The organism is Vibrio sp. SCSIO 43136 (assembly GCF_023716565.1).
Lineage (GTDB): Bacteria > Pseudomonadota > Gammaproteobacteria > Enterobacterales > Vibrionaceae > Vibrio.
In genome coordinates this window covers 830,056-853,043 of the sequence record NZ_CP071848.1, presented here as the reverse complement: position 1 = coordinate 853,043, position 22,988 = coordinate 830,056, and the positions used below count along the sequence as shown (strand labels likewise).

The following is a 22,988-nucleotide window of genomic DNA, read 5'->3' as shown; positions in this document are numbered from 1 at the left end:
CTTAAACGAGCAATTGGTCAATTAAAAAAGGCTCCTAAAAAGGAGCCTTTTGTCATTTCGAATGATTGCTTAGAAGTAATCGCGGATCAGCACTTCTGCAATTTGTACTGCGTTGGTTGCCGCACCTTTACGAACATTGTCTGCGACAACCCACAGGTTAACACCGCTGTGGTGGCTGATGTCGTTGCGGATACGGCCAACAAGAACATGGTCTTTTCCGCCCGCATCACGCACCTGAGTTGGGAAATCTTGGCCGTGGAACACTTCGATGCCATCCGTTTGCTCAAGCAATTGTGTCACTTGATCAGCATCGATTGGTGAGCGAGTTTCGAGATGAACGGCTTCGGCATGGCCATAGAACACAGGTACACGAACACAAGTTGGGTTAACCATAATTGAAGGGTCATTGAAGATCTTTTGGGTCTCCCAAACCATCTTCATCTCTTCTTTGGTGTAGCCATTGTCCATGAACTGATCGATTTGCGGTAAACAGTTAAACGCAATCTGCTGACTAAATGCTTTTTCTTCTGCTGGACGACCATTCAGCAAAGACGCCGTTTGGCCTGCTAGCTCATCGATACCCGCTTTGCCCGCACCAGAAACTGATTGGTAAGTTGAAACGTTAATACGCTCAATGCCCACTTCATCATGAATTGGCTTAAGTGCCACCAGCATCTGAATCGTTGAACAGTTCGGGTTAGCAATGATGTTGCGGTTACGAAATTCTGCAATCGCTTCAGGGTTCACTTCAGGCACTACTAGAGGAACGTCGTAGTCGTAACGGAAGTGTGAGGTGTTATCGATAACCACCACACCTTCATCTGCTGCAATCGGTGCCCACTTTTCTGACAGATCACCGCCAGCCGAGAATAGAGCGATATGAACTTGTGACCAGTCAAAGTTTTCTACATTTTGAACCTTGATGGTTTTACCATTGAAGCGATAGGTTTTGCCTTCACTGCGCTCACTTGCTAGCAAATGCAGCTCACCCACAGGGAACTTGCGCTCTTCAAGCACTTCCAGCATGGTTTCACCCACAGCACCTGTCGCACCGAAAATCGCAATATTAAATTCTTGGCTCATTTTTCACCTCAATTTTGAATCCTAAATTCGCTAGGGGTTCTAATCGACAGTCACTGCCTCCCACTAGCGTGATTGCGCTGTACTCTCTCCTATCCCAGTAGTTTTTGCGCATTTGGTCAAATGCAGTCGGGATAGAAACACCATCTTTGTTGAGCTCTCGTCGGAGCTGCGCATCATCTTGGCGCACATCATAAATCAACTGAGTCAGATTGTGCAGTGTTGTGTGATCCCAATCTCTTTCTAACTGAACTCGTGGGATCGGTGCAACGGGTAATAACTCATCTGCACTGGCTGTTTTATCCAACTGTAGATATTGACAAAATGCATTAAAAATCATCGTTGTACCACGAGCTTTACCTTCTAACCCATAGCCTGCAACATGCGGAGTCGCAAAAGCTAAGAGCGGCAAAAGCTCTAAATCAACTTTGGGTTCGAACTCGAACACGTCCAGTGCGGCGATAAAACCGTCTTGCTTTTGTAGACGTTGTTTTAACGCTTGATTATCGACCACTGGGCCGCGAGCGGCATTAATAAGAATTTGGTCGCTTCGCATCGAGTTCAAGCGAGCTTCATCAATCAAGTGATAGGTTGAATGCTCTCCAGTGCGAGTGATCGGTGTGTGCAGTGTAATCACATCCGCTTGCTCTAATAAGCTGTCGAGGTCACTAAAAGTGCGTTTGTCACCGGCGATCTGTTTAGGAGGGTCATTAAGGAGCACGTCAATACCCAATGCTTCTAGGCACTTAGCTAAATAGCTTCCTACTTGCCCAGCACCGACTATACCAACCTTCTTATCAAATATTTCAAAACCGTGTTGCTGAGCAAGCACCATCAACACGCTGATCACGTACTCCGCTACGCCGACCTTGTTACAGCCCGCCGCATTGGTAAAGTATATCCCTTTCTGCTGTAGAAGCTGTTCATCCACGTGATCAAAACCAGCCGTTGCCGTACCAATAAATTTGAGTTTATTGGCCTTAGCCAGTAGCGCTTGGTTCACCTTAGTCACAGAGCGGATCATCAATGCATCAACATCGACAAGATCTTCGGCGCTCAAATTACGACCGGGTTTCATTTCTACTTCACCGAGCTGGCTAAATAGCGCTTCGGCGTAAGGCATGTTTTCGTCTATGACTATTTTCATCACGATGGTTAGGTAACTGAGAATAGAGGGATTGTGCAACAATTCGTTGCGAAAAGACATAAAAAAACCGACCTCAAATGAGGTCGGTAAGTTCCAGAACAAAAGGACTGTGCCCCGCTCTCCATGGGGCGCTGTCTGCGTCTGTGCGATCGCTGTATTGACTCAGCGATCAGCCCTGGAAACCTTTCGCTATTACGCTTCGTACTTTTTGATGACAAGCGTTGCGTTCGTGCCGCCGAAACCAAAGCTGTTAGACATAACCGTCTTGATTTCTTGCTCACGATATTCAGTCACGATGTCTAGGCCTTCGCCTTTCTCGTCTAGGTTTTCAACGTTAACGCTTGGCGCAATGAAGCCGTGCTCTAGCATTAGTGTTGAATAGATAGCTTCGTGAACACCCGCCGCACCTAGTGCGTGGCCGCTCATTGCTTTAGTTGCAGAGATCGCAGGGCTGTTGCCACCGAACACTTCTTGGATTGCACCAAGCTCTTTGACATCACCAACAGGTGTTGAAGTGCCGTGGGTGTTGATGTAGTCGATACCGTCAACGTCTTGCATCGCCATCTTCATACAACGAACAGCGCCTTCACCTGATGGAGCTACCATATCGAAGCCATCTGAAGTTGCACCGTAGCCTACGATCTCGCCGTAGATCTTAGCGCCGCGAGCAAGTGCGTGCTCAAGCTCTTCGATAACCATCATGCCGCCACCACCAGAGATAACGAAACCATCGCGGTCAGCATCGTAAGTACGAGACGCTTGATCTGGAGTCTCGTTGTACTTGGTAGATAGTGCGCCCATCGCATCAAACATCATGGTTAGAGTCCAATCTAGCTCTTCACCACCACCTGCGAATACAACGTCTTGCTTACCAAGTTGGATAAGCTCCATTGCGTGGCCAATACAGTGTGCAGAGGTTGCACATGCAGAACTCATTGAGTAGTTCACACCACGGATTTTAAACGGTGTTGCAAGACATGCAGAAACCGTTGAAGACATAGTACGAGGTACCATGTATGGACCAATACGCTTAACGCCTTTCTCACGTAGCGTGTCTACCGCTACTGCTTGGTTTAGTGATGAAGCACCACCAGAACCTGCAACAATACCAGTACGGTCGTTAGATACTTGCTCTTCAGTTAGGCCAGCATCTTCAATTGCTTGCTCCATAGACAAATATGCGTATGCAGCCGCGTCACCCATGAAACGCATTTTTTTGCGGTCAATATGCTCAGCAGGATTGATTTTTAGGTCGCCCCATACTTGAGAGCGAAGACCTTGTTCCTTGAATTGCTCAGACGCTGTGATGCCTGATTTACCTGCTTTAAGTGATTCTAAAACTTCTTGGACGTTGTTACCGATACTGGAAACAATACCCATACCGGTGATTACGACTCGTTTCATTTGTGACGTTCCTATAATTCAAAAATCGGTAGAATAATACCCAAGAACCCTGCCAGAAGTGGTCAGCTTTCCCAGAAATTCGTACAATCCCAGTAACTTTAAGTGAATCCTCATTAATTACAAGGTAACTATGACCACAATTAAAAATGCCAAGCTCGAATGGAACGATGTCGGCACCCCGGTTTCAGACCAATTTGACGACGTTTATTTCTCCAATGTCGATGGTTTGGCGGAAACACGATACGTTTTCTTAGAGAAAAACCAGCTGCCTCATCGCTGGCATGACTTCGGGCAACAACGTTTTGTGGTCGGCGAAACCGGATTTGGAACTGGGTTGAATTTCCTCGCACTTTGGCACCTGTTTGATAACTTCCGTCAAGAGAACCCAGATTCCACCGTCAAAGAGCTTCACTTTGTGAGCTTTGAAAAGTTTCCTGTCACTAAAGAAGATCTAGAGAAAGCCCATCAGTCATGGCCTGAACTGGCGCAATATGCAGAGCAGTTGCGTCAGCACTACCCAATCGCCGTGCCGGAATGTCACCGTATTGTGCTAGCCGATGGTGCTGTCACACTTGATTTATGGTTTGGCGACATTAAAGACTGCATGCCAAAAGTACCGACCCCAGAAAGCGGCATTATTGATGCGTGGTTCCTCGATGGCTTTGCACCAAGCAAAAACCCTGAGATGTGGAACCAAGAGCTATTCAACGGCATGGTGAAGCTGGCGAAACAAGATTGTACTTGCGCCACCTTTACCGCAGCAGGCTTTGTTCGCCGCGGTCTGATTGAAGCGGGCTTTGAGATGAAAAAGACCAAAGGCTTCGGGACCAAGCGAGATATGATCGTAGGTCATGTGGCCGATAAGCAGCCTTATACCAATATTAAGCCGTGGTATTTCAACCAAGGCAGTGAAGATATCCAAGATGTGGCGATTATTGGTGGTGGTATTGCTAGTGCTACTCTTGCGACCACACTAGCCCGCCGTGGCATCAAGACTACGCTTTATTGCCAAGATGATGAGCCTGCTCAAGGTGCTTCAGGCAATCGCCAAGGCGCTGTTTATCCGTTGCTGAATGGCAACCATGAGGGTGTATCTCGACTGTTTGCTCCTGCTTTTTTGTTCTCTCGCCAATTTGTTGACCAAGCGGCAGCGCAAGGTATTGAGTTTGACCATGACTGGTGTGGTGTCACTCAACTGGCGTGGGATGAGGCTTCTCATACTAAGCTAGGAAAGATAGCTAAAGGCGGTTTTGACCACCAGCTAATGCACTGGTTAGATGCAGAGCAGACTAATGACAACATTGGTCAAGCCGTTGATATGCCGAGTGTTCATTACCCACTAGGTGGATGGTTGTGCCCGCAACAGCTCACTACTGGTTTGTTCGAAAAGCTAGAAACTAAAGGAACATTGACTGCCAGTTACAACACCAAGATAGACCAACTCACTTGGGATGAAGAGAGCCAACAGTGGCATTTGAGCCACGGCGACCTAAAAGCCCAACACCAGGTCGTTGTCATCGCCAATGGCCATGAGTTCAACCAATTGGCACCGACTCAAAAGCTGCCACTATCAGCGGTAAAAGGTCAAGTAAGCCATATCCCAACCACAACTGAGCTTAGCAAAATCAAACCTGTACTTTGTTACGATGGCTATATGACGCCAGTGAACCCGAACAACCAGCATCACTGTATCGGGGCGAGTTACGACCGCAGTAATATTGATACTAAGTTTGATGAAGCCGCACAAAGAGATAATGGTGAAAAACTGTCACGCTGCGTACCCAACCAAACTTGGGTGAAAGACGTAGATACCAGCGACAATCACGCAAGGCAAGGAGTGCGCTGCGTAACGCGCGACCATATCCCATTTGTTGGTAATGTGGCGGACTTCGACAGTCTCATCGATGTGTATCAAGACCTGCAACATCAAAGTGAAACCAATGCTGAGAACACCCCGCTTCATCCAAATCTATACTGCTTATTGGGACTAGGTTCTAGAGGGTTGAGCTCTGCCCCACTGATGGCTGAAACCTTAGCTTCAGTGATTTGTAATCAGCCGATCCCGCTGCCAGTTGATGTGTTAGAGATGATTCATCCGGGGAAAATGTGGGTGAGAAAGCTTAGGAAAGGTAAAGCGATTACTGAAGCTTAACAAGCGATATAATGACAAAACGCCCAATCGGGCGTTTTGTGTTTCTAAACCATACTTATATTAAGCTGTTGCGAAATCAATCACAGTTACTCGGCTGAGATTGACATTTTTCTTCGCTCGCCACAGGTCATAATTATCCTGCATCGTTAGCCAACTCTCTGGCGTACGCCCCAGAGCTTTTGACAAACGCAGCGCCATTTCAGGCGAAATGGAACTGGACCCTTTGAGTACTCGATTAAGCGTGGATGGAGATACATCCAATTGCTTGGCAATATAACGACAACTATATCCAAATGGCTCCATGTAGACTTCATGAATAAACTCACCAGGGTGTGGAGGGTTGTGCATGCTCATCAGTGATAGTCCTCATAGTTAAGAATATAAGCATTGCCATCAACAAACTCGAAGGTAATGCGCCAATTCCCGTTAACAGTAATCGACCAAATACCCTCTCGATTGCCTTTAAGACGGTGCAACTTGAATACAGGAAGATCTATATCTTCAATTACGCTAGCGGTATCAATAGCAGCCAACTGAATCCTAAGCTTTTTCTCATGCTTAGCCTGTATCCCAACTTTGCTGCCTGACTCATAAAATCTTTTGAGCCCTTTGTGCTTGAATGACTTAATCATACACCAAAACGTAGCGTGTTGCGCACAAAGGGACAAGTTGGTAAAAGTACCAATCTAAGTCGAAATTTAGTTGCTTAGCTCTAACCAAAGGTCATTAACGATCGCTCGATCCGCGGGAGAGAGTTCCGCTCTTGCCGCATCTAGACTCTGTTCAATCTTAGCTTTGAATTCACCAAGATCGTTCACACCTTCCTCTTCACACGCCGCAGCAGAAAGTGAGATATGGCCGCGCAAATAGCCGCCAGCGAACAGCTCATCATCTGAGGCGTTCTCGATGCGCTCATCAATTTTGTTTAGGAGCTTCTCTTCAAATTCGATAATCATGGTGTTCTCTTATAAGGCTGAATATTGTTGTTATGGTGAAGATTACTTCACGATGAAATGTTGCTTGGTGATTTCTGGTATTTGGTAGAAGGCACGCAAGGCATCTGAAAGCATATTAACTCTCGGTGGGATACCACTGTCTAGAATCGACAAAACTTCTGCATGCACCTTGGTCATGAATGCCAATCGGTCCGGTTCAAAGTCTCCATTTAGGTTGTCACAGCTAACATTAAATGGGAAGCCTGCACTAACGGCCAGTATCCACTCGTAGGCTTGCGGGCGGATTTCAACCTTTTCGAATTCCGCTTGCACTTGAGCAGTCCGGCCATCAGGTTCATACCAGTAACCAAAATCTTCTAACAGGCGACGTTTTGGGCCTGCAACACACCAATGAGCAATTTCATGCAATGCGGAAGCGTAAAAACCTCGTGCAAAAATAATGCGGTGATACTCACATGCATCTGTGGCAGGTAAGTATATCGGCTCATCCTCACCTAACACCAAACGGGTGTTGTAGGTCGGATAGAAAGTAGAATCAAAGATTTGAATCAAATCTTGATAGCGGTGGCTCATGGGTTAGCTCTCAAGTACTGCTTTGATGCCCTATTGTGCTTAGCAAGCGCCGAATGTAAAGGGGATTGTCTCTGAGTTGCTCAAGTTTGAACAACCTAGGGTGTTGAACAATACTTGGGATTGGTATCTAGCACCAAGCAATGGAGGCATGACTATGGCGGATAAATCCCAACATTCAAATGATCATGAGACGCACAACCCGATTATTGGCAGCCCTTCGAATGAAGATATTGTGAGAGCCATGGGGAATGCAGAGTTTAGGAAAGAGTTAGATGCGCAGTATGGGGTGGATAAGGTTGATGAGATGATTCGGAATGCGTTGAAGTTGTGAGGTTGGATTACAGCGAGTACGAAACGATCCCTCCCCCTTGAAAAGGGGGAGGACTTGATCGGCGCACTTTTTTAGGTACAGCGATTAAATCACAGGCGTCTCAGTTGTTACACCATGATTCTGGCCACGGTGGCGTAGCAGGTGGTCTAGCAACACAATCGCCAGCATCGCTTCAGCAATTGGCACAGCTCGGATACCTACACAAGGGTCGTGACGGCCTTTGGTGATAAGTTGAGTTGGTTCACCTTGTTTAGTGATGGTGTCACCCGGAACCGTGATGCTTGAGGTTGGTTTAAGCGCAATATGAGCGACAATATCTTGGCCAGTAGAGATACCACCTAAGATGCCACCAGCGTGATTACTAGTGAAACCCTCTGGAGTCAGTGGGTCACGGTGCTCACTGCCCTTTTGGCTGACTACATCAAAACCATCGCCAATCTCAACACCTTTCACAGCATTGATACTCATCAATGCATGAGCAATATCGGCATCAAGGCGATCAAATACAGGCTCACCAAGACCTACAGGAACTTTGTTTGCAACCACAGTTAGCTTGGCACCCACTGAGTCACCTTCTTTCTTGAGGTCACGGATCAGCTGGTCAAAGGCTTCAACTTTATCAGCGTCTGGGCAGAAAAATGCGTTGTTTTCAATCTCATCCCAATCCACTTTGTCGATACTCACGTCACCCATCTGAGATAGATAAGCACGCACTTCCACACCAAATTCATCTTTTAGGTATTTCTTAGCGATCGCACCTGCTGCAACACGCATTGCAGTTTCGCGAGCAGAAGAGCGACCACCGCCACGGTAATCACGGACACCGTATTTTTGGTGGTAGGTGTAGTCGGCATGACCTGGACGGAATTTGTCTTTGATCTCTGAATAATCTTTAGAACGCTGGTCGGTATTTTCAATCAACAGACCAATTGAAGTACCTGTAGTTTGGCCTTCAAATACACCCGAAAGAATTTTAACTTCATCCGGTTCGCGGCGCTGAGTGGTGTAACGGGATGTCCCCGGACGGCGACGGTCTAAGTCACCTTGAAGGTCAGCTTCACTAAGTTTGAGGCCTGGAGGGCAACCATCAACAATACAACCTAGTGCTAGGCCGTGGCTCTCGCCAAAAGTGGTTACTCGAAAATGTTGTCCAATGCTGTTTCCTGCCATTACTTCCTCTGTGGCGTCAGATGCTTCCTCATCTGACTTTAATCGCTTGTTGTTCGTGCTTTCATAGTGTCGTTAACAAGATTGGATGTAAAGACCAACAGACATAAAAAAAGCCGACCAATATCTGATCGACTCTTTATCCGGCTTAACAAAGGTGAAATGGGTCAACCCTTTCCCGTTTACCCTTTCCCTTTTCCCGCTCTTAATCTTTGTATAATTTAAACTCTTCTGCACACGCTTTAAGTTGCGCACAAGTCAGCATAAACACACCGTGACCACCATTCTCGAAGTTAATCCAAGTGAATGGGATCCCTGGGTATTGCTCCATCATGTGCACCATAGAGTTACCTACTTCGCACACCAAGATGCCGTCATCAGTTAGGTAGTCTGGGGCGTTTGCTAGGATGCGACGCACCAATTTCAGCCCATCAGAGCCTGCGGCAAGGCCAAGTTCTGGCTCATGAGTAAACTCATCAGGCAGGCTGTTCATGTCTTCCTCATCCACGTATGGCGGGTTAGTCACGATCAGGTTGTACTTATCTTTTGGCAAGTCTCTGAACAAGTCAGAGCGGATTGGGAACACTTGCTGCTCCATACCGTGGTCTTGCACGTTTTGCTCCGCCACTTCTAGCGCATCGCTTGAGATGTCAATGGCATCCACTTCCGCTTCTGGGAACGCATGCGCACAAGCGATAGCAATACAGCCACTGCCCGTGCACAGGTCCATGATGCGGGTTGGCTCTTCGATCAGCCAAGGTTGGAATTGAGCTTCGATCAGCTCACCGATTGGTGAACGCGGCACAAGCACACGCTCGTCGACGAAGAACTCAAGACCACAGAACCAAGCTTTGTTGGTTAGGTATGCCGTTGGGGTACGCTCGTTGATTCGACGAACAACACGCTCAACGATACGCAAACGCTCACTGCTGGTTAAGCGAGAGTTCAGCACATGAGGTGGCACATCGATAGGTAGGTACAAAGTCGGAAGGATCAGCTGAACCGCTTCATCCCAAGCATTGTCTGTACCGTGACCATAAAATAGACCTGCTGCATTAAAGCGGCTGACTGTCCAACGGATCATGTCTTGAAGGGTATGTAACTCAGATACCGCTTCTTCTACGAAAATCTTATCCAATTTTGCCTCCGAATAGCGTTACAATACGACTATTCCAATTTGGTTTTAGACCCCATGAGCAGAAAAGACACCGAAAACGATGATTTCGCCCTATTTAGGGACGCCGTACAAGGCGTAAAAAAGTTGCAACAGGATACCATAGTCCAGCAGCCAAACAGAAACATCAAACAAAAAGAAATCGTCCGTACTCATCGAGAGGCGGTCGATAACGAATTTTATTTCTCAGACGAATTTGAACCCCACTTAGATGAAGAAGGGCCGACGCGATACGCTCGCTCTGATGTGTCAAAATATGAAGTGAAGCGCTTACGTCGTGGTGTTTACGTGCCAGACGTTTACCTTGATATGCACGGCATGACGCAACAAGAAGCAAAACGAGAATTAGGTGCAATGATCGCACATTGCATCAAAGAGAGTGTGCCTTGTGCCTGTGTCATGCATGGCATTGGCAAGCACATCCTGAAGCAAAAAGTGCCTTTGTGGCTTGCTCAACATCCAGATGTGATGGCGTATCACCAAGCGCCACTCGAATTCGGTGGCGATGGTGCATTATTGGTACTGCTCAGTATCCCAGAAAAGTAATCGTGGCTAGGGGTGAATATGCCAAAGCAGTTCACCCTTGCCTGATACAGGCTCACTCTCAACACACACAAGCCCCGAGGTTGGAAACATTGGTGGCGGAAGATCAGGCACGAACTCTGAGGTGAGATAACCCACCAACGGTAAATGTGAAACCATTAACACGCTCTCAATCTTTCGTGTTTCCATCAACGCTAACACATAGTGGTATACCGTCTCTGAATCACCGTACGGAGTGATGTCATCACAAGTTTCTACCTTTTGTGCATCCACGCTAAAACAAGCTTGAATGGTTTCCCAAGTTTGTTGGGCTCGTAAATATGGGCTGACCAACACTAGGTCAAAGTCTGCTTGGCCTTGTTCACGACAGGCTTTCGCTACTAAAAGAGATTGCTCTCGGCCTCGCTTGGTCAAGGCTCGCTCTGCATCGGTCGCCGCAAAAGTCTCGGCTTCACCGTGTCGCATAATAAATATTTTCATTGTTATACCCGTTCTTTTAAACGACCTCTTCGACGGGAGGCTATCTTTAATTATACCAATAACTCCAAAGTGAGAGTCGGGACTTTGGTAACAAAGGTTTAAAATTTTTGCTTAGGTGGCTTTGCAGCACAACAGAACCTAGTCATAATTAAATCAATAGCTTTTTAGGAGATCATCTCGTGCACCTAAGCCCTAATGACAATAATAAATATCGCTACTTGCTGCTCGACAATGGGTTGAAGGTGTTACTCGTTGAAGATCCCAATGCACAGAAGTCCGCTGCGGCATTGGCAGTGAACGTGGGGCATTTTGATGACCCACAGGATCGAGAAGGCTTAGCGCACTTCCTCGAGCACATGCTATTTCTTGGCACTGAAAAGTACCCAAGCACCGGGGAATTTCAGTCCTTCATTAGCCAACATGGCGGTAATAACAATGCATGGACTGGTACCGAACACACCTGCTTCTTCTTCGATATTGCACCAACAGCCTTCGAACGTGGTTTAAAACGCTTCAGCCAATTCTTCATTGCTCCACTGTTCAATCAAGATGCGTTAGAGAAAGAGCGTCAGGCGGTTGAGTCAGAATATAAACTCAAACTTAAAGACGATATGCGACGCCTTTATCAGGTGCACAAAGAGGTGATTAACCCTGTTCACCCATTTGCAAAATTCTCGGTCGGTAACCTAGAAACGCTAGGAGATCGTGACGGTCAATCCATCCGAGATGAAATCATTGAGTTTTATCAGCAGCACTATTCTGCAGACCTAATGACCCTGTCTGTGGCAGGTAATCACTCCCTTGATGAGCTTGAAAAGTGGGTTATGGACTATTTTTCTGCCATAACCACCAATCATTTGGCAGGCAAATCCATTGATGTCCCACTTACGCTGCCCGAACATAATGGCAAATTTATCCAACTTGAGCCCGTTAAGGAAAGCCGCAAACTGATCATGGCGTTTACCTTGCCTTCGATGGATAAGCACTACGCCTCCAAACCCCTATCGTACTTTGCTCATCTTTTGGGCTACGAAGGGGAAAACTCTCTAATGCTGCATCTGAAAAATAAAGGCTGGATCAACAGCCTCGGGGCTGGTGGTGGCATGAGTGGTAACAACTACCGAGAATTTACTGTCAGTTGTACCCTGACCCCTGAAGGGCTTGATCATGTCGATGAGATAGTCACCACGACATTTGAGTACCTCGCACTGATCAAAGCGCAGGGATACCAAGAGTGGCGTTACAACGAAAAGCGTGCCGTCATGGAGTCCGCCTTTCGCTTTCAGGAATCGGTACGTCCGCTGGATCTCGTCAGTCACTTGGTGATGAACCTGTTCCATTACCCTGCGGAAGACGTCGTTTACGGCGATTATCGCATGAGCGAGTTCAACCCCGCATTGCTAGAGGAGGTTCACGCTTACCTGACACCTGAAAACATGCGCCTGACGCTTATTGCCCCAGGTCTTGAAACCAACCGAGAGGCTAAGTGGTATTTCACCCCCTACTCTGTAACAGATTTTAGCCCCCAGCAGTTAGAGCAATGGCAACAAGCTGAACCAAGTGCAGATCTGGTGTTGCCGCCTAAAAATGAATACATCTGCTACGATCTAGACCCATTGTCGTTGGAAGAGACCCCAGATCAGCCAACCTTGATCGAAGAACAGGCAGGCTTTCGCTTATGGCACCAGCAAGAAAAAGAATTTCGAGTGCCTAAAGGGGTCATCTACATTGCCATTGATAGCCCTCATGCGATAGCGACCCCGACCAATATCGTTAAAACTCGCTTATGTGTTGAGCTATTCTTAGATGCGCTAGCCAAAGAGACTTATCAGGCTGAAATTGCGGGTATGGGTTACAACATGTATGCCCATCAAGGTGGCGTTACCCTGACGCTAAATGGCTTTACGCAAAAGCAGCCTCAACTGCTGGAAGTGATTCTCGATAGATTTTCCCGCCGTGAGTTTAATCCTCATCGCTTTGAAATTATCAAACAGCAAATGATGCGTAACTGGCAAAACGCCTCTAAAGACCGACCTGTATCGCAATTGTTCAATAGCCTAACCGGGTTATTGCAACCCAATAACCCTCCGTTTCATGTCCTGCTTGAGGCGCTAAAGTCTATTGAGGTTGATCAGCTACCTGAATTTGTCGACAAAATTTTAGCCGAGCTACATGTTGAGATGTTCGTTTACGGTGATTGGCACAAAGAACAGGCCTTAGCCTGTGGTGAAACCATCAAAGATGCGTTAAGAATAAAAAACCAGAAGTACGAGGAGTCTTTGCGTCCACTGGTAATGATCGGCGAGCATGGCTCATTCCAACATGAAGTGATATGCGATCAAGCGGATTCGGCGATAGTGATCTATTACCAGTCCGAGCAGACCACTCCCCGTAATATTGCGCTGTACTCTCTGGCTAATCACCTGATGTCTGCGACCTTCTTCCACGAAATTCGCACCAAACAGCAGCTCGGTTATATGGTAGGCACAGGCAATTTGCCACTTAACCGCCACCCAGGCATCGTGCTGTATGTTCAGTCACCCAACGCCTCACCTGGTGAACTAGTGACTGCCATTGATGAGTTCCTAAATGCATTCTATATGGTGCTGCTGGAGCTTAATGAGTATCAGTGGCAAAGCAGTAAGAAAGGCCTGTGGAATCAAATCTCGACACCAGACACTAATTTACGCTCCAGAGCCCAACGACTGTGGGTAGCAATTGGTAATAAGGACAACCAGTTCAATCAACGTGACTTGGTGCTTGAAGAGCTAAAATCCCTATCTCGTAGTGAAATGATCCGATTTGTAGTTAACGTGCTAAAACCGCGCACCGCAAATCGACTGATCATGCATAGCCGAGGCACCGCCCATCACGATGCACCTATGCTTGCTGTCGGCCAAGAAATAGGCTCGGTTGACGAGTTTCAACTGCGACCAAAAGATATTGGTTTAGGTTAAGGGATAGCCCTTTATAGGGCGAATATAGTCAAGACAAAAACGGGAGAGCTGGTGCTCTCCCGTTTTTTATTGTTGTCGTAACTTAGTAAAACGACACGCCATCACCAGCACGATTAACCAAGCCTTCACAAGGCGCAAAACGATCGCCGTATTTCTCGGCATATTCGTTCATCATTTCGACCAGTTGCTTGATACCAATCTGGTCCATGTAACGGAATGGACCACCAAGGAATGGAGGGAAACCAATACCAAAGATTGCGCCGATATCGCCGTCACGTGGGCTGCGGATTATGCCCTCATCCAAACAACGAACCGCTTCGTTTAACATTGGCAATACACAACGCAATGCGATGTCTTTTTCCGGCAACTTAGACTCTGGTGTCAATTTAAGCAGCTTGTACACACTCTTATCGACTTCCTTCTTTTTGCCTTTGTATTGATAGAAACCTTTACCACTCTTACGACCTTTACGGCCGTCGTTGAGCAAGGTATCAAACACCTGCGGAGCCACAAATCTAGGGCCAAGCTCTTCGACCAAGATAGGCATGATCTTGGCACCAATATCAATACCCACTTCATCTAACAGCGTAATTGGGCCGACAGGGAATCCAAAGTTGAGCAAAGCATCATCCATGGTTTCAATCGGCTCGCCACCAAGCAGCAGATGCGCTGATTCAATCATGTATGGTGCTAAGATGCGGTTGACAAAGAATCCCGCTTTATCTGCCACCACAATCGGTGTCTTACCTTGCTTACGTGCAAGCTCTACAACAGTTGATACTGTTTCATCAGACGTCTCCTCATGTGGGATCACTTCCACCAGTGGCATTTTGTCCACCGGGCTAAAATAGTGAAGACCGACGATATTCTCAGGTCGCTCCGCTTTGGCTGCGATTTGAGAAATTGGCAATGATGAGGTGTTGGTGGCAAAAATCGTCTTGTCGTGACCATGATGTTCGATATCTTTTACCATCGCTTGCTTAAGACTCAAATCCTCAAATACGGCCTCTACGACAACATCAGTATTCTGGAACGAGGTGTAATCGGTGCCACCAGAGATCTGTGCCATCTTCGCTTGAAGGCCAGCTTTGGAAATGATGCGACGCTTTTTCTGCTTACTAAGGATCTTGTAGCTGTAATTTAGAGCGCCCAAAATCCCGTCATTCGAAACATCTTTAAATCGTACTGGCAGCTTGCCTTTTACTGCTGATACGTAACCGATGCCTGCCCCCATCAATCCACCACCAAGCACACCGACAGATTTCACTTTACGCGGCTGTGATTCGGTGCCCTTCTCTTTTTTCATCTCAGTGGTTGCGAAGAAAATTGAGCGTAGAGCTTTGGACTCACTTGTCATACATAGCTCACCAAAACGACGAGCTTCTTCAGCTAACCCTTTTTGCATGCCGTTGGCTAAACCAAAACCAATCACATCCAAGATCGCTGTCGCTGCTGGGTAGTTACCACGAGTTTTAGCAAGCGTCTTTTTAGAAGCTTGGTCTAAGACTAAATTACGGCCTACGCTCATATTCGACATCAGGCGATCTTTAGTGCCCAGTTTACGTGACGCTTTTTTGCCTTTTTCGACATACTTCTTGGCCACATCCAATAAGATAGAGTGTGGAACCGTCGCATCAACAATACCGAGTTTTTTCGCTTTCTTAGCTCGTAGTTGTTTACCTGTTAGGATCATATCCAAACTTGGAACTAAGCCAATCAAACGAGGAAGACGCTGAGTCCCGCCTGAACCCGGCAGTAAACCGAGTTGGACTTCAGGCAAACCGATACGGGTTTTATCATCATCGGTACAGACTCGGAAATCACACGCTAGCGCAAGCTCTAGTCCGCCGCCAAGACAAGGACCATGAATTGCCGCCACTACGGGAAACGGAAGCGCCTCAAGCTCACCAAACATCTGTTGACCTTGCTTAGCCAGACCTTCGGCTTCTGCCGCCGTGGTACAAGCATCAAGCATACGAACATCAGCGCCAGCAACAAAGTTATCGGGCTTAAGGGAATGCAGAATTAGACCTTTAAGTTCACCCTTTTTGGCATCTAACTCTTGTAAGATCACCTGCATCTCTTCACTAAATTGTGCCTGCAGGGTATTCATCTTCTCGCCCGGTACGTCAATCGCTAACCAAGCAATATTTTGTTCATCGACTGTTAGTTGAAATGCACTTTGACCGCTCATTACTCTGCCTCCAATACCATAGCTGCACCTAGACCACCTGCTGCACACGCAGTATTTAACGCCAATCCACCGCCACGACGTTTCAACTCACGTAGCGTCTGAGTGATCATGCGGGCACCAGTCGCAGCGAATGGGTGACCATAAGCGATCGAACCGCCTAACACGTTAAACTTATCCATATCGATTTCGCCGATAGCTTTGTCACGACCTAACACTTCGCGAGCAAATTTATCCGAACCAAACATCTTCACGTTAGCTAGGGCTTGAGCTGCAAAAGCTTCGTGCATATCGATAAGTGTCAAATCTGATAAGGAGACACCGGCTCTATCAAGCGCCATTGGTGTGGCGTGTGATGGTCCCATCAGCATATCTGTTTCAACACCGATGGCTGAGAATGCGTATGAACGAATATAACCTAGGACATCCAAGCCAAGCTCTTTCGCCTTACCTTCTCGCATCATCAACAGCGCCGCTGCGCCGTCCGTTAATGGTGTGGCATTAGCGGCAGTTACCGAGCCATATTGACGGTCAAATGCAGGGCGCAGTTTTGCATAGCTCTCAAGAGTAGAATCGGTACGGATATTGTTATCTTTATCGATCCACTTTTTGTAGGGTTCTGGGAACGCCGTCATGACCTCATCACGAATTTTTCCATCTGCCCATGCTTGAGCCGCAAGGGTGTGGGAACGGTGCGCAAGTGCATCTTGATCAGCGCGTGAGATGCCGTGGGTCTTTGCCATCTGCTCCGCAGTTTGCCCCATCGAAAGCCCAGTCGAATACTCGGCAACTGCTGGCGGCACTGGCATCAAGTCTTTTAACGAAAGTTTGCTAAGAATAGAAAGCTTTTGGCCCGCTTTTTTAGCTTTACTCAGCGCAAGCAAAGAAGCGGCTAGCTTTTTAGAAACGCCAATTGGCAAAACGGACGATGAGTCGGCACCACCTGCAATACCAACATCTATGGTGCCAGACATGATACTTTCAGCAACGTTTGCTGCGGCTTGGAAGCTAGTCGCACAAGCTCGGGTCACGCTGTACGCATCTGTTGCGATGTTCATACCAGTCCCTAACACTATTTCACGAGCAATGTTTGGCGCTTCCGGCATTTGTACCACCTGACCAAACACTACTTGGTCAATCAAGGCAGGGTCAATCTCGGTACGAGTCATCAACTCGCTCACTACCATCTTGCCAAGATCTACTGCTGGCACTTGACCAAATTCCGTACTCTGTCTTGCGAAAGGGGTTCGCAAGCCCGAAACCACGGCAATACGCTCGCCGTTTCGTGTCGTCAAATCCTGTATGCCCATTTTTTCTCCTTGAAGAGGTCAGACCTGTTATGTAACGAAAATGTTACCAGCTTTAAACGAGCGTTTAAATCCCTTTTTGTCTAAGAGCGTGAGCTAGCGCAGTAATTATAGAATCACCCACGGTAAACAAGCACGAAACATTCAGCAAAACAGATGGTTAATAAGGTAAGGATTTGTTGCTATTATGGAAGGAGGCAAAAAAAAACCACACATAACTGTGTGGTTGGAATCTATATATAGCGTATAGCAAAATTCAAATTAATCAGTTTCCTGATTAGGAGAAAGTAAAGTCAGCCTTCAAAAGGAAGTGTCATCTTGCTCAACATGTTGGAAATTCCAACGAGATGACAGGAGTAACTATAACCTGTTCGCTGTATAGAAATTTGAACTAGATCAATTTTGGTCCAGTTATCCAATTTTTAAGCCAATTAGTTTATAAAAATTTTCGCTCGGAATAGAAACGATAGTTAGCAATTAAACATTTTTACCATGCCTTGTTACACAAGCACTTAAAGATGCAAAACAATACTAAGTTTAACTACGTCCCTTTCCCATTAGACCCGACAAATGGAGCTGCCAGTGTCAATTGTCAGAATGTTTGGAAAGAAAAAAGACGCTACCACGGTCAACTCTGACATGGATAAGCAAAAAAAATACGAAGCCCTAGTTCGGGCTTACCACAGGGACCTTTATCGATATGCTTATTGGTTGTGTAAAGACGGCCATATAGCAGAAGACCTTGTGCAAGAAACTTGTTTACGTGCTTGGAAAGCTATCGATAGTCTCCAAGATGAAAAAGCAGCCAAATCTTGGCTCATTACCATTTTGCGTCGAGAAAATGCAAGGCGCTTTGAACGTAAACAACTTGATTTGGTGGATATCGATGATCATGGCAATGATGCTAGGGTCAACGACGACGGTCACCACCAACAAGAATGGTTGCACAATCAAATCATGAAGCTAGATGTGGAATACCGTGAACCGCTATTCCTCCAGGTGATTGGTGGGTTTAGTGGTGATGAAATCGGTAAAATATTGGAACTCAATACGAATACGGTAATGACGCGCCTATTTAGGGCTCGTAATCAACTTAAAGATATGCTGGAAGAATCTGAAGCCAATAAGGGGGTACATAATGGATGATTTAGAATTCCGCCGTCGCATTATGTCTGATCCTAAGCAGAAAGATCAGGACGTTCTGCTTGCAGCGGCTGAGAGTGACGCAAACAGCAAGTTTCTTGAAGACGTGCTTAAGTTAGATGCGCAAATTGAGGCTGCGATGAAAGTCGATGTGCCAGAAGATTTGGCGGATAAGATCCTGTTTAACCAGAGTGCGCAAGAGCAGAAAAATGTTGTGCCATTTGCACAAAAAGCGACTAAGCGCATGATGGCGTTAGCAGCTTCAATAGCATTTGCCGCTGGTATAATGGTCGGTCAAATAAACTGGGCACCAGTGCTAGTATCACCGGCCCATGCATCGATAGCGCAGACGGCGTTGAATCACGTAAGCAATGAAAAAGCATTTATTGCTCCACTTGATGAAGCGGTTGAGATGACGCAGATAAACAAGAAAATGATGCCATTTTCATATCAGTTTACTGACGTTTTCCCATACCATGTCTACTATCTAAACCACTGTGGCTTTGGCAGTAGTAATGCCATGCACATGGTCTTTGAGGGTGAAAAAGGACGCGTAACACTTTTCCTAACCACCGAAGGAAATGATGGCACCCAATACTTTGATAAAGATGGTATGTCAGGAAGCATCACTGAGATGGGTAGTACCAACATGATTATTGTGGGTAATGAGGGTGAAGATGTAGCGAAAATCGCCGAAAAGCTCAAACCCATCATCAAACCCATGAGCTAATCAAAAAAGCTCCGCAAGTTGCGGAGCTTTTTTATATTCACAGAACTTTATAGTGCATTTACTCTAAAATAATAGCTTTTCGTGATAATTACTGTTAAATAGCGCCCACTTCATGAATTTTATGACCAATTTTCTTAATGGTCGGATTTCTCTTCGCTACACTAGGCCTTAGTATCGCGGCTCTGAGCAAAAGCTCACTACTGAAGTTGCCGATACAGATAGAAAAGAAAGTAAGTCTCTCTGGCCTTCAATAAGATAAAATAACAAGGTAGTAACAATGAAAAACACGCGTCTGTTTAAAAAAACCGTAATCGCTTCCGCTCTGGCACTAGCTTCCACCCAAACTTTCGCCGCAGGCTTCCAGTTGAATGCTCAATCAGCAACTGGCCTAGGCCGCGCTTTTGCAGGTGATGCTGTAATTGCTGATAACGCATCAGTAATGGCACGTAACTCAGCAGCAATGGCACTATTTGACTCTCACCAGTTCTCTGGTGGTGTGAATGTGATCAATACTGATATCAGCGTAAAGGATATTAGCTACAAAATGTCACCACTTGTTGGTGGTGCTACTGTCCCGGTTGATGATGCAAAGAACTCAAGCAGTACTCCAGTACCAAATATTTACTACATACATCGTCTAAACGATAAAATCGCACTAGGTGCCGGCATTTATTCTAACTTCGGTACCAAGAACAACTTTGAAGACGATTTTGGTGCTGGTGTATTTGGCGGCACAACAGAGATTTCAACTGTTAACTATGCCCTGTCAGCCTCTTACCGAATCAATGAGCAACTTAGTGTTGGTGCTGGACTAGATATCGTGACAGGCTCCGGCAAGATGTCTAGAACTCACAACGTTTCATTAATCGGAAACGTACTAGAAATTGATGCCAACGGCACTGGATACGGATTCAACGTTGGTACTGTTTATGAAGTAGATGAAAACAACCGCTTTGGTTTGTCTTACCACTACAGCCCTGAAGTTAAAGCAAAAGGTACCGTTAAGATTGGCGGTGTTGATTATGACTCAGTAGGTCTTCCATTACCTGACATGTTGGAATTCTCTGGCTACCACAAGCTTGAAGGGACCAAATTTGCCGTTCACTACAGTGCGCAATGGATCGGTTGGAGTGTATTTGACAAACTGGAAACTAACACAGGTCGTGAAATCAAAGACTATGAGTGGAAAGATGGTTACCACATCTCGTTGGGTGGTACTTACTACATGAATGAAGCTATCGCATTTCGCGCAGGCTACATGTATGACACCGCAGCTCAAGACAAGATTACATCGATCTCTGTACCAGATTCAGACCGCCAGTGGTTCTCTGCTGGTATGAGCTACTCGGTTGAGAAACATACATTTGATGTAGGTGTTACTTACCTTCTTGGTAAGGATGTAAGCGTTACTGACACCAACAGCACATTAGTTGAAACAGTAACTGCAACGACTCACGCAAACGCAATCCTTGCTGGCGTGCAGTACAGCTACAGCTTCTAATCCAAGCCCAAATAACAAAGGGTTGGCAATCGCCAACCCTTTTTAGTTTGTAGGGTTTTAAAACCCTTTGATACGACCCCAATAAAGTAGACACCTAATTAAAGGATTAGGTGTCATGCAAGTCACATCTCGTAGAAAATACTCAGAAGAATTCAAACGTAATGCTGTTAAGCGATCATTAGAGTCTCCAGATACGGTAAAGTCTGTTGCTATAGCTTTGGGAATTAGCCCTAAAATCTTGAGCAAATGGAGAGCAACGATGACTACTCGAAAAAAGCCAGCTAAACCAATCCCAAACAAAGGGCCAAAAAAATCTCTAGCTCAGCTCGAAAAAGAAAACCGTGAGTTAAAGAAACGCCTTGAAATGGCTGAGATGGAGAACGAATTCTTAAAGGAAGCGAAAGCTTACTTCGACAGCCTAAAAGAGTAAGGTTTGAACATATTTTTAAGCGGACGAAGAACACCTTACCTGTGCGTTTGCTCTGTCGATGGCTCAATGTTTCTCCAGCGGGTTATTACAAATGGCGTAATCGCCAGCAGACAACACGTGAGCAAACCAATGACACTTTGCTGGAGTTCCTTAAGAAGGAAAGTGATGATCAACACTGCATTCCTGGGTACCGCAAACTCTGGGAAGCAGCGATTGCGAGCGGGTTCATCTGTAATAAGAAAAGAGTTCAACGCTTATTACAAAGCCTGGGGTATCGTTCAATAGCCAGTAAAAGGCGTCATGGCCGAGCACCACGACAAGAGCCGATGATGGCAGCATACAACCTGCTCAATCGCCAGTTTGATGTAAAGGAACCAAACCGTGTCTGGGTATCGGATATCACTCAAGTTAGATGCAAAGAAGGGTGGAACTACCTCTGCATCATTCTTGACTTGTACTCTCGTAAAGTCGTTGGGTGGTCTACAAGCCGTATTAACAATGCGGATTTGGTCATAAAAACCCTGAATAAAGCTTGGAAATCTCGACGTCCAAATGGTGAAAAACTGATGTTCCACTCGGATCAAGGCGTACAGTATAGAGCCTTCGAAACCATACGCTGGCACCGCAAACGCAAAGTCACGATAAGTATGTCTGGTAAAGGTAATTGCTGGGATAATGCTTGCTCAGAGAGCTTCTTTGCCCAATACAAAAAAGAATGGATAAGCAATCTAGGCGAACTGTCTCGACAGGAGATGACCGTTCAAAGTCGACAATATATCGATAGTTATTATAATCCAGTAAGAAGACATGGGGCCCTTGGTGGAGTGAGCCCCAATGACTTCGAGCTAATGAATTAAAACCCCGTGTCTACTTTTAGGGGGTCATATCACTTAAACCCTTAAACCCTTAAACCCTTAAACCCTTAAACCCTTAAACCAAGTTCCTAAAGCTCATCCAAAAAGTCATCCAACTCATCCTCTTCCGCTTCATCAACTTCGATGTTCTCGGTTAAACCCGCTTTAAAGGCTCTTCGCTGCAGATAAACTTCACGAGATAGTGAATATGGATCGGGAGAGGCTTCTAGCGTCGCTTCCTGAGGAATTAAACGATAGCGCGTCTCCAGGCCTTCTAACGCCCACTTACTAGCACCAGCCCAAAAATTTAAGTACGACAAAGGCACATAGCTGCTGTCAACAAAACTCGTCGCTTTACGCGCCGTAATAGGACCATAACCCGGTACCATCACATATGGGCCATCTCCTACCCCATGATAGCCAAGCATGTCACCGAACTGACGTTCTTCATGCTTCTTAATTCCAGCGGCTCCCGCGACATCAATTAGACCAAGCAAACCTATGGTTGAGTTGATCCAAAAGCGATTAAAGTGAGTGGCCGCTCGCTCCCCCTTCCCCATCAGAATGTTGTTGACCACGCTCGCAGGCTCATCAAGGTTAGCCAAAAAGTTAGCAACCCCAGTGCGCACGGGCACAGGCACATACTCAACATACGCTATCGACGCAGGTCGCAACAAATAAGGGTCAATGTAGTCATAGTTGAGGTCAAACATCGTTCGGTTGAAGCTTTCGAACGGATCATTGGGGTGCGGTTCAACCTCGTCAGGCACAGAGCTACAACCTGCGATTGCGACCGCAAGGGAGGCTGTCATCACTGCTTTATACGTCTTGTGTGCCATGAATCCTTTCCAACAAAAAAACCAGCCGT

General features: G+C 46.3%; 21 protein-coding genes. 8 read left to right on the top strand and 13 right to left on the bottom strand.

Annotated elements, in window-relative coordinates:
• Window positions 1-69: 69 nt before the first annotated feature.
• The 3 genes from J4N39_RS04170 to fabB form a co-directional block, all read right to left on the bottom strand.
• Window positions 70-1,083 carry an aspartate-semialdehyde dehydrogenase gene (locus J4N39_RS04170; RefSeq protein ID WP_252022241.1) on the bottom strand — a complete coding sequence of 338 codons (1,014 nt, stop codon included), beginning with the start codon at window positions 1,081-1,083 and terminating at the stop codon, window positions 70-72.
• Entirely contained in the window at window positions 1,067-2,227 is a 1,161-nt protein-coding gene (locus tag J4N39_RS04165) for a 4-phosphoerythronate dehydrogenase (RefSeq protein ID WP_252023615.1), read from the bottom strand. The genes J4N39_RS04170 and J4N39_RS04165 overlap by 17 nt, the downstream gene beginning before the upstream one ends.
• Before the next feature lie 192 nt (window positions 2,228-2,419).
• Window positions 2,420-3,631, bottom strand: coding sequence for a beta-ketoacyl-ACP synthase I (gene fabB, locus J4N39_RS04160; RefSeq protein ID WP_252022240.1), 1,212 nt, complete (start codon window positions 3,629-3,631; stop codon window positions 2,420-2,422).
• A 130-nt stretch (window positions 3,632-3,761) separates the two neighbouring features.
• On the opposite strand from fabB, the gene mnmC reads away from it, so the two are divergent.
• Complete coding sequence (gene mnmC, locus J4N39_RS04155; RefSeq protein ID WP_252022239.1) at window positions 3,762-5,783, top strand: bifunctional tRNA (5-methylaminomethyl-2-thiouridine)(34)-methyltransferase MnmC2/FAD-dependent 5-carboxymethylaminomethyl-2-thiouridine(34) oxidoreductase MnmC1; 2,022 nt, start codon at window positions 3,762-3,764, stop codon at window positions 5,781-5,783.
• Between the two features lie 60 nt (window positions 5,784-5,843).
• Here the strand turns inward: mnmC and J4N39_RS04150 are convergent, their stop codons facing one another.
• The 4 genes from J4N39_RS04150 to J4N39_RS04135 all read right to left on the bottom strand — a co-directional run bounded on the left by J4N39_RS04150 (window position 5,844) and on the right by J4N39_RS04135 (window position 7,312).
• Window positions 5,844-6,137 carry a HigA family addiction module antitoxin gene (locus tag J4N39_RS04150; protein WP_252022238.1) on the bottom strand — a complete coding sequence of 98 codons (294 nt, stop codon included), beginning with the start codon at window positions 6,135-6,137 and terminating at the stop codon, window positions 5,844-5,846.
• On the bottom strand, window positions 6,137-6,415 hold the full coding sequence (locus J4N39_RS04145) for a type II toxin-antitoxin system RelE/ParE family toxin (protein ID WP_252022237.1): 279 nt from the start codon (window positions 6,413-6,415) through the stop codon (window positions 6,137-6,139). Before J4N39_RS04145 ends, J4N39_RS04150 begins: the two co-directional genes overlap by 1 nt.
• A gap of 66 nt (window positions 6,416-6,481) precedes the next feature.
• Window positions 6,482-6,739: a YfcL family protein gene (locus J4N39_RS04140; protein ID WP_252022236.1), complete on the bottom strand. Its 258-nt coding sequence runs from the start codon at window positions 6,737-6,739 to the stop codon at window positions 6,482-6,484.
• A 42-nt stretch (window positions 6,740-6,781) separates the two neighbouring features.
• Window positions 6,782-7,312: an elongation factor P hydroxylase gene (locus J4N39_RS04135; protein ID WP_252022235.1), complete on the bottom strand. Its 531-nt coding sequence runs from the start codon at window positions 7,310-7,312 to the stop codon at window positions 6,782-6,784.
• A gap of 154 nt (window positions 7,313-7,466) precedes the next feature.
• Between J4N39_RS04135 and J4N39_RS04130 the strand changes: the two genes are divergently transcribed.
• Entirely contained in the window at window positions 7,467-7,643 is a 177-nt protein-coding gene (locus J4N39_RS04130; protein ID WP_252022234.1) for a hypothetical protein, read from the top strand.
• A gap of 84 nt (window positions 7,644-7,727) precedes the next feature.
• On the opposite strand, the gene aroC is transcribed toward J4N39_RS04130, so the two are convergent.
• On the bottom strand, window positions 7,728-8,813 hold the full coding sequence (gene aroC, locus J4N39_RS04125; RefSeq protein ID WP_252022233.1) for a chorismate synthase: 1,086 nt from the start codon (window positions 8,811-8,813) through the stop codon (window positions 7,728-7,730).
• Window positions 8,814-9,015: 202 nt separating this feature from the next.
• Window positions 9,016-9,948 (bottom strand): 50S ribosomal protein L3 N(5)-glutamine methyltransferase, encoded by a 933-nt coding sequence (gene prmB, locus J4N39_RS04120; RefSeq protein WP_252022232.1) that lies wholly within the window; start codon window positions 9,946-9,948, stop codon window positions 9,016-9,018.
• 54 nt (window positions 9,949-10,002) lie between these two features.
• Here prmB and smrB point away from each other — a divergent pair, with 54 nt between their 5' ends.
• A complete protein-coding gene (smrB, locus tag J4N39_RS04115) occupies window positions 10,003-10,530 on the top strand; it encodes an endonuclease SmrB (protein ID WP_252022231.1) in 528 nt (175 codons plus the stop codon).
• A 6-nt stretch (window positions 10,531-10,536) separates the two neighbouring features.
• Here the strand turns inward: smrB and sixA are convergent, their stop codons facing one another.
• Window positions 10,537-11,007: a phosphohistidine phosphatase SixA gene (sixA, locus tag J4N39_RS04110; protein WP_252022230.1), complete on the bottom strand. Its 471-nt coding sequence runs from the start codon at window positions 11,005-11,007 to the stop codon at window positions 10,537-10,539.
• Between the two features lie 179 nt (window positions 11,008-11,186).
• Here sixA and J4N39_RS04105 point away from each other — a divergent pair, with 179 nt between their 5' ends.
• Window positions 11,187-13,964: an insulinase family protein gene (locus J4N39_RS04105; protein WP_252022229.1), complete on the top strand. Its 2,778-nt coding sequence runs from the start codon at window positions 11,187-11,189 to the stop codon at window positions 13,962-13,964.
• Between the two features lie 82 nt (window positions 13,965-14,046).
• Here J4N39_RS04105 and fadJ read toward each other — a convergent pair whose 3' ends face one another.
• Both fadJ and fadI read right to left on the bottom strand, forming a co-directional pair.
• A complete protein-coding gene (gene fadJ, locus J4N39_RS04100) occupies window positions 14,047-16,158 on the bottom strand; it encodes a fatty acid oxidation complex subunit alpha FadJ (protein ID WP_252022227.1) in 2,112 nt (703 codons plus the stop codon).
• A complete protein-coding gene (gene fadI / locus J4N39_RS04095) occupies window positions 16,158-17,465 on the bottom strand; it encodes an acetyl-CoA C-acyltransferase FadI (RefSeq protein ID WP_252022225.1) in 1,308 nt (435 codons plus the stop codon). Before fadI ends, fadJ begins: the two co-directional genes overlap by 1 nt.
• A gap of 567 nt (window positions 17,466-18,032) precedes the next feature.
• On the opposite strand from fadI, the gene J4N39_RS04090 reads away from it, so the two are divergent.
• From J4N39_RS04090 to J4N39_RS04075, 4 genes are all read left to right on the top strand, one after another.
• Window positions 18,033-18,608: a sigma-70 family RNA polymerase sigma factor gene (locus tag J4N39_RS04090; protein WP_252022223.1), complete on the top strand. Its 576-nt coding sequence runs from the start codon at window positions 18,033-18,035 to the stop codon at window positions 18,606-18,608.
• A complete protein-coding gene (locus J4N39_RS04085) occupies window positions 18,601-19,335 on the top strand; it encodes a DUF3379 family protein (protein ID WP_252022220.1) in 735 nt (244 codons plus the stop codon). The genes J4N39_RS04090 and J4N39_RS04085 overlap by 8 nt, the downstream gene beginning before the upstream one ends.
• A 277-nt stretch (window positions 19,336-19,612) precedes the next feature.
• Window positions 19,613-20,836 carry an OmpP1/FadL family transporter gene (locus tag J4N39_RS04080; protein WP_252022218.1) on the top strand — a complete coding sequence of 408 codons (1,224 nt, stop codon included), beginning with the start codon at window positions 19,613-19,615 and terminating at the stop codon, window positions 20,834-20,836.
• Between the two features lie 115 nt (window positions 20,837-20,951).
• A protein-coding gene (locus J4N39_RS04075) for an IS3 family transposase (RefSeq protein WP_252017926.1) occupies window positions 20,952-22,123 on the top strand; the annotation gives its coding sequence in 2 pieces (ribosomal slippage) (window positions 20,952-21,234 and window positions 21,234-22,123; 1,173 coding nt in all).
• Between the two features lie 86 nt (window positions 22,124-22,209).
• On the opposite strand, the gene J4N39_RS04070 is transcribed toward J4N39_RS04075, so the two are convergent.
• A complete protein-coding gene (locus J4N39_RS04070; protein WP_252022216.1) occupies window positions 22,210-22,959 on the bottom strand; it encodes an MlaA family lipoprotein in 750 nt (249 codons plus the stop codon).
• Window positions 22,960-22,988: the final 29 nt, after the last annotated feature.

Coding starts and splice junctions, on each gene's coding strand:
- J4N39_RS04145 (WP_252022237.1), bottom strand. CDS start 6,415: ATGATTAAGTCATTCAAGCACAAAGGGCTCAAAAGATTTTATGAGTCA.
- J4N39_RS04130 (WP_252022234.1), top strand. CDS start 7,467: ATGGCGGATAAATCCCAACATTCAAATGATCATGAGACGCACAACCCG.
- J4N39_RS04070 (WP_252022216.1), bottom strand. CDS start 22,959: ATGGCACACAAGACGTATAAAGCAGTGATGACAGCCTCCCTTGCGGTC.
- J4N39_RS04085 (WP_252022220.1), top strand. CDS start 18,601: ATGGATGATTTAGAATTCCGCCGTCGCATTATGTCTGATCCTAAGCAG.
- J4N39_RS04150 (WP_252022238.1), bottom strand. CDS start 6,137: ATGAGCATGCACAACCCTCCACACCCTGGTGAGTTTATTCATGAAGTC.
- J4N39_RS04090 (WP_252022223.1), top strand. CDS start 18,033: ATGGAGCTGCCAGTGTCAATTGTCAGAATGTTTGGAAAGAAAAAAGAC.
- sixA (WP_252022230.1), bottom strand. CDS start 11,007: ATGAAAATATTTATTATGCGACACGGTGAAGCCGAGACTTTTGCGGCG.
- J4N39_RS04140 (WP_252022236.1), bottom strand. CDS start 6,739: ATGATTATCGAATTTGAAGAGAAGCTCCTAAACAAAATTGATGAGCGC.
- J4N39_RS04080 (WP_252022218.1), top strand. CDS start 19,613: ATGAAAAACACGCGTCTGTTTAAAAAAACCGTAATCGCTTCCGCTCTG.
- fadJ (WP_252022227.1), bottom strand. CDS start 16,158: ATGAGCGGTCAAAGTGCATTTCAACTAACAGTCGATGAACAAAATATT.
- aroC (WP_252022233.1), bottom strand. CDS start 8,813: ATGGCAGGAAACAGCATTGGACAACATTTTCGAGTAACCACTTTTGGC.
- fadI (WP_252022225.1), bottom strand. CDS start 17,465: ATGGGCATACAGGATTTGACGACACGAAACGGCGAGCGTATTGCCGTG.
- fabB (WP_252022240.1), bottom strand. CDS start 3,631: ATGAAACGAGTCGTAATCACCGGTATGGGTATTGTTTCCAGTATCGGT.
- mnmC (WP_252022239.1), top strand. CDS start 3,762: ATGACCACAATTAAAAATGCCAAGCTCGAATGGAACGATGTCGGCACC.
- J4N39_RS04135 (WP_252022235.1), bottom strand. CDS start 7,312: ATGAGCCACCGCTATCAAGATTTGATTCAAATCTTTGATTCTACTTTC.
- J4N39_RS04165 (WP_252023615.1), bottom strand. CDS start 2,227: ATGAAAATAGTCATAGACGAAAACATGCCTTACGCCGAAGCGCTATTT.
- J4N39_RS04170 (WP_252022241.1), bottom strand. CDS start 1,083: ATGAGCCAAGAATTTAATATTGCGATTTTCGGTGCGACAGGTGCTGTG.
- smrB (WP_252022231.1), top strand. CDS start 10,003: ATGAGCAGAAAAGACACCGAAAACGATGATTTCGCCCTATTTAGGGAC.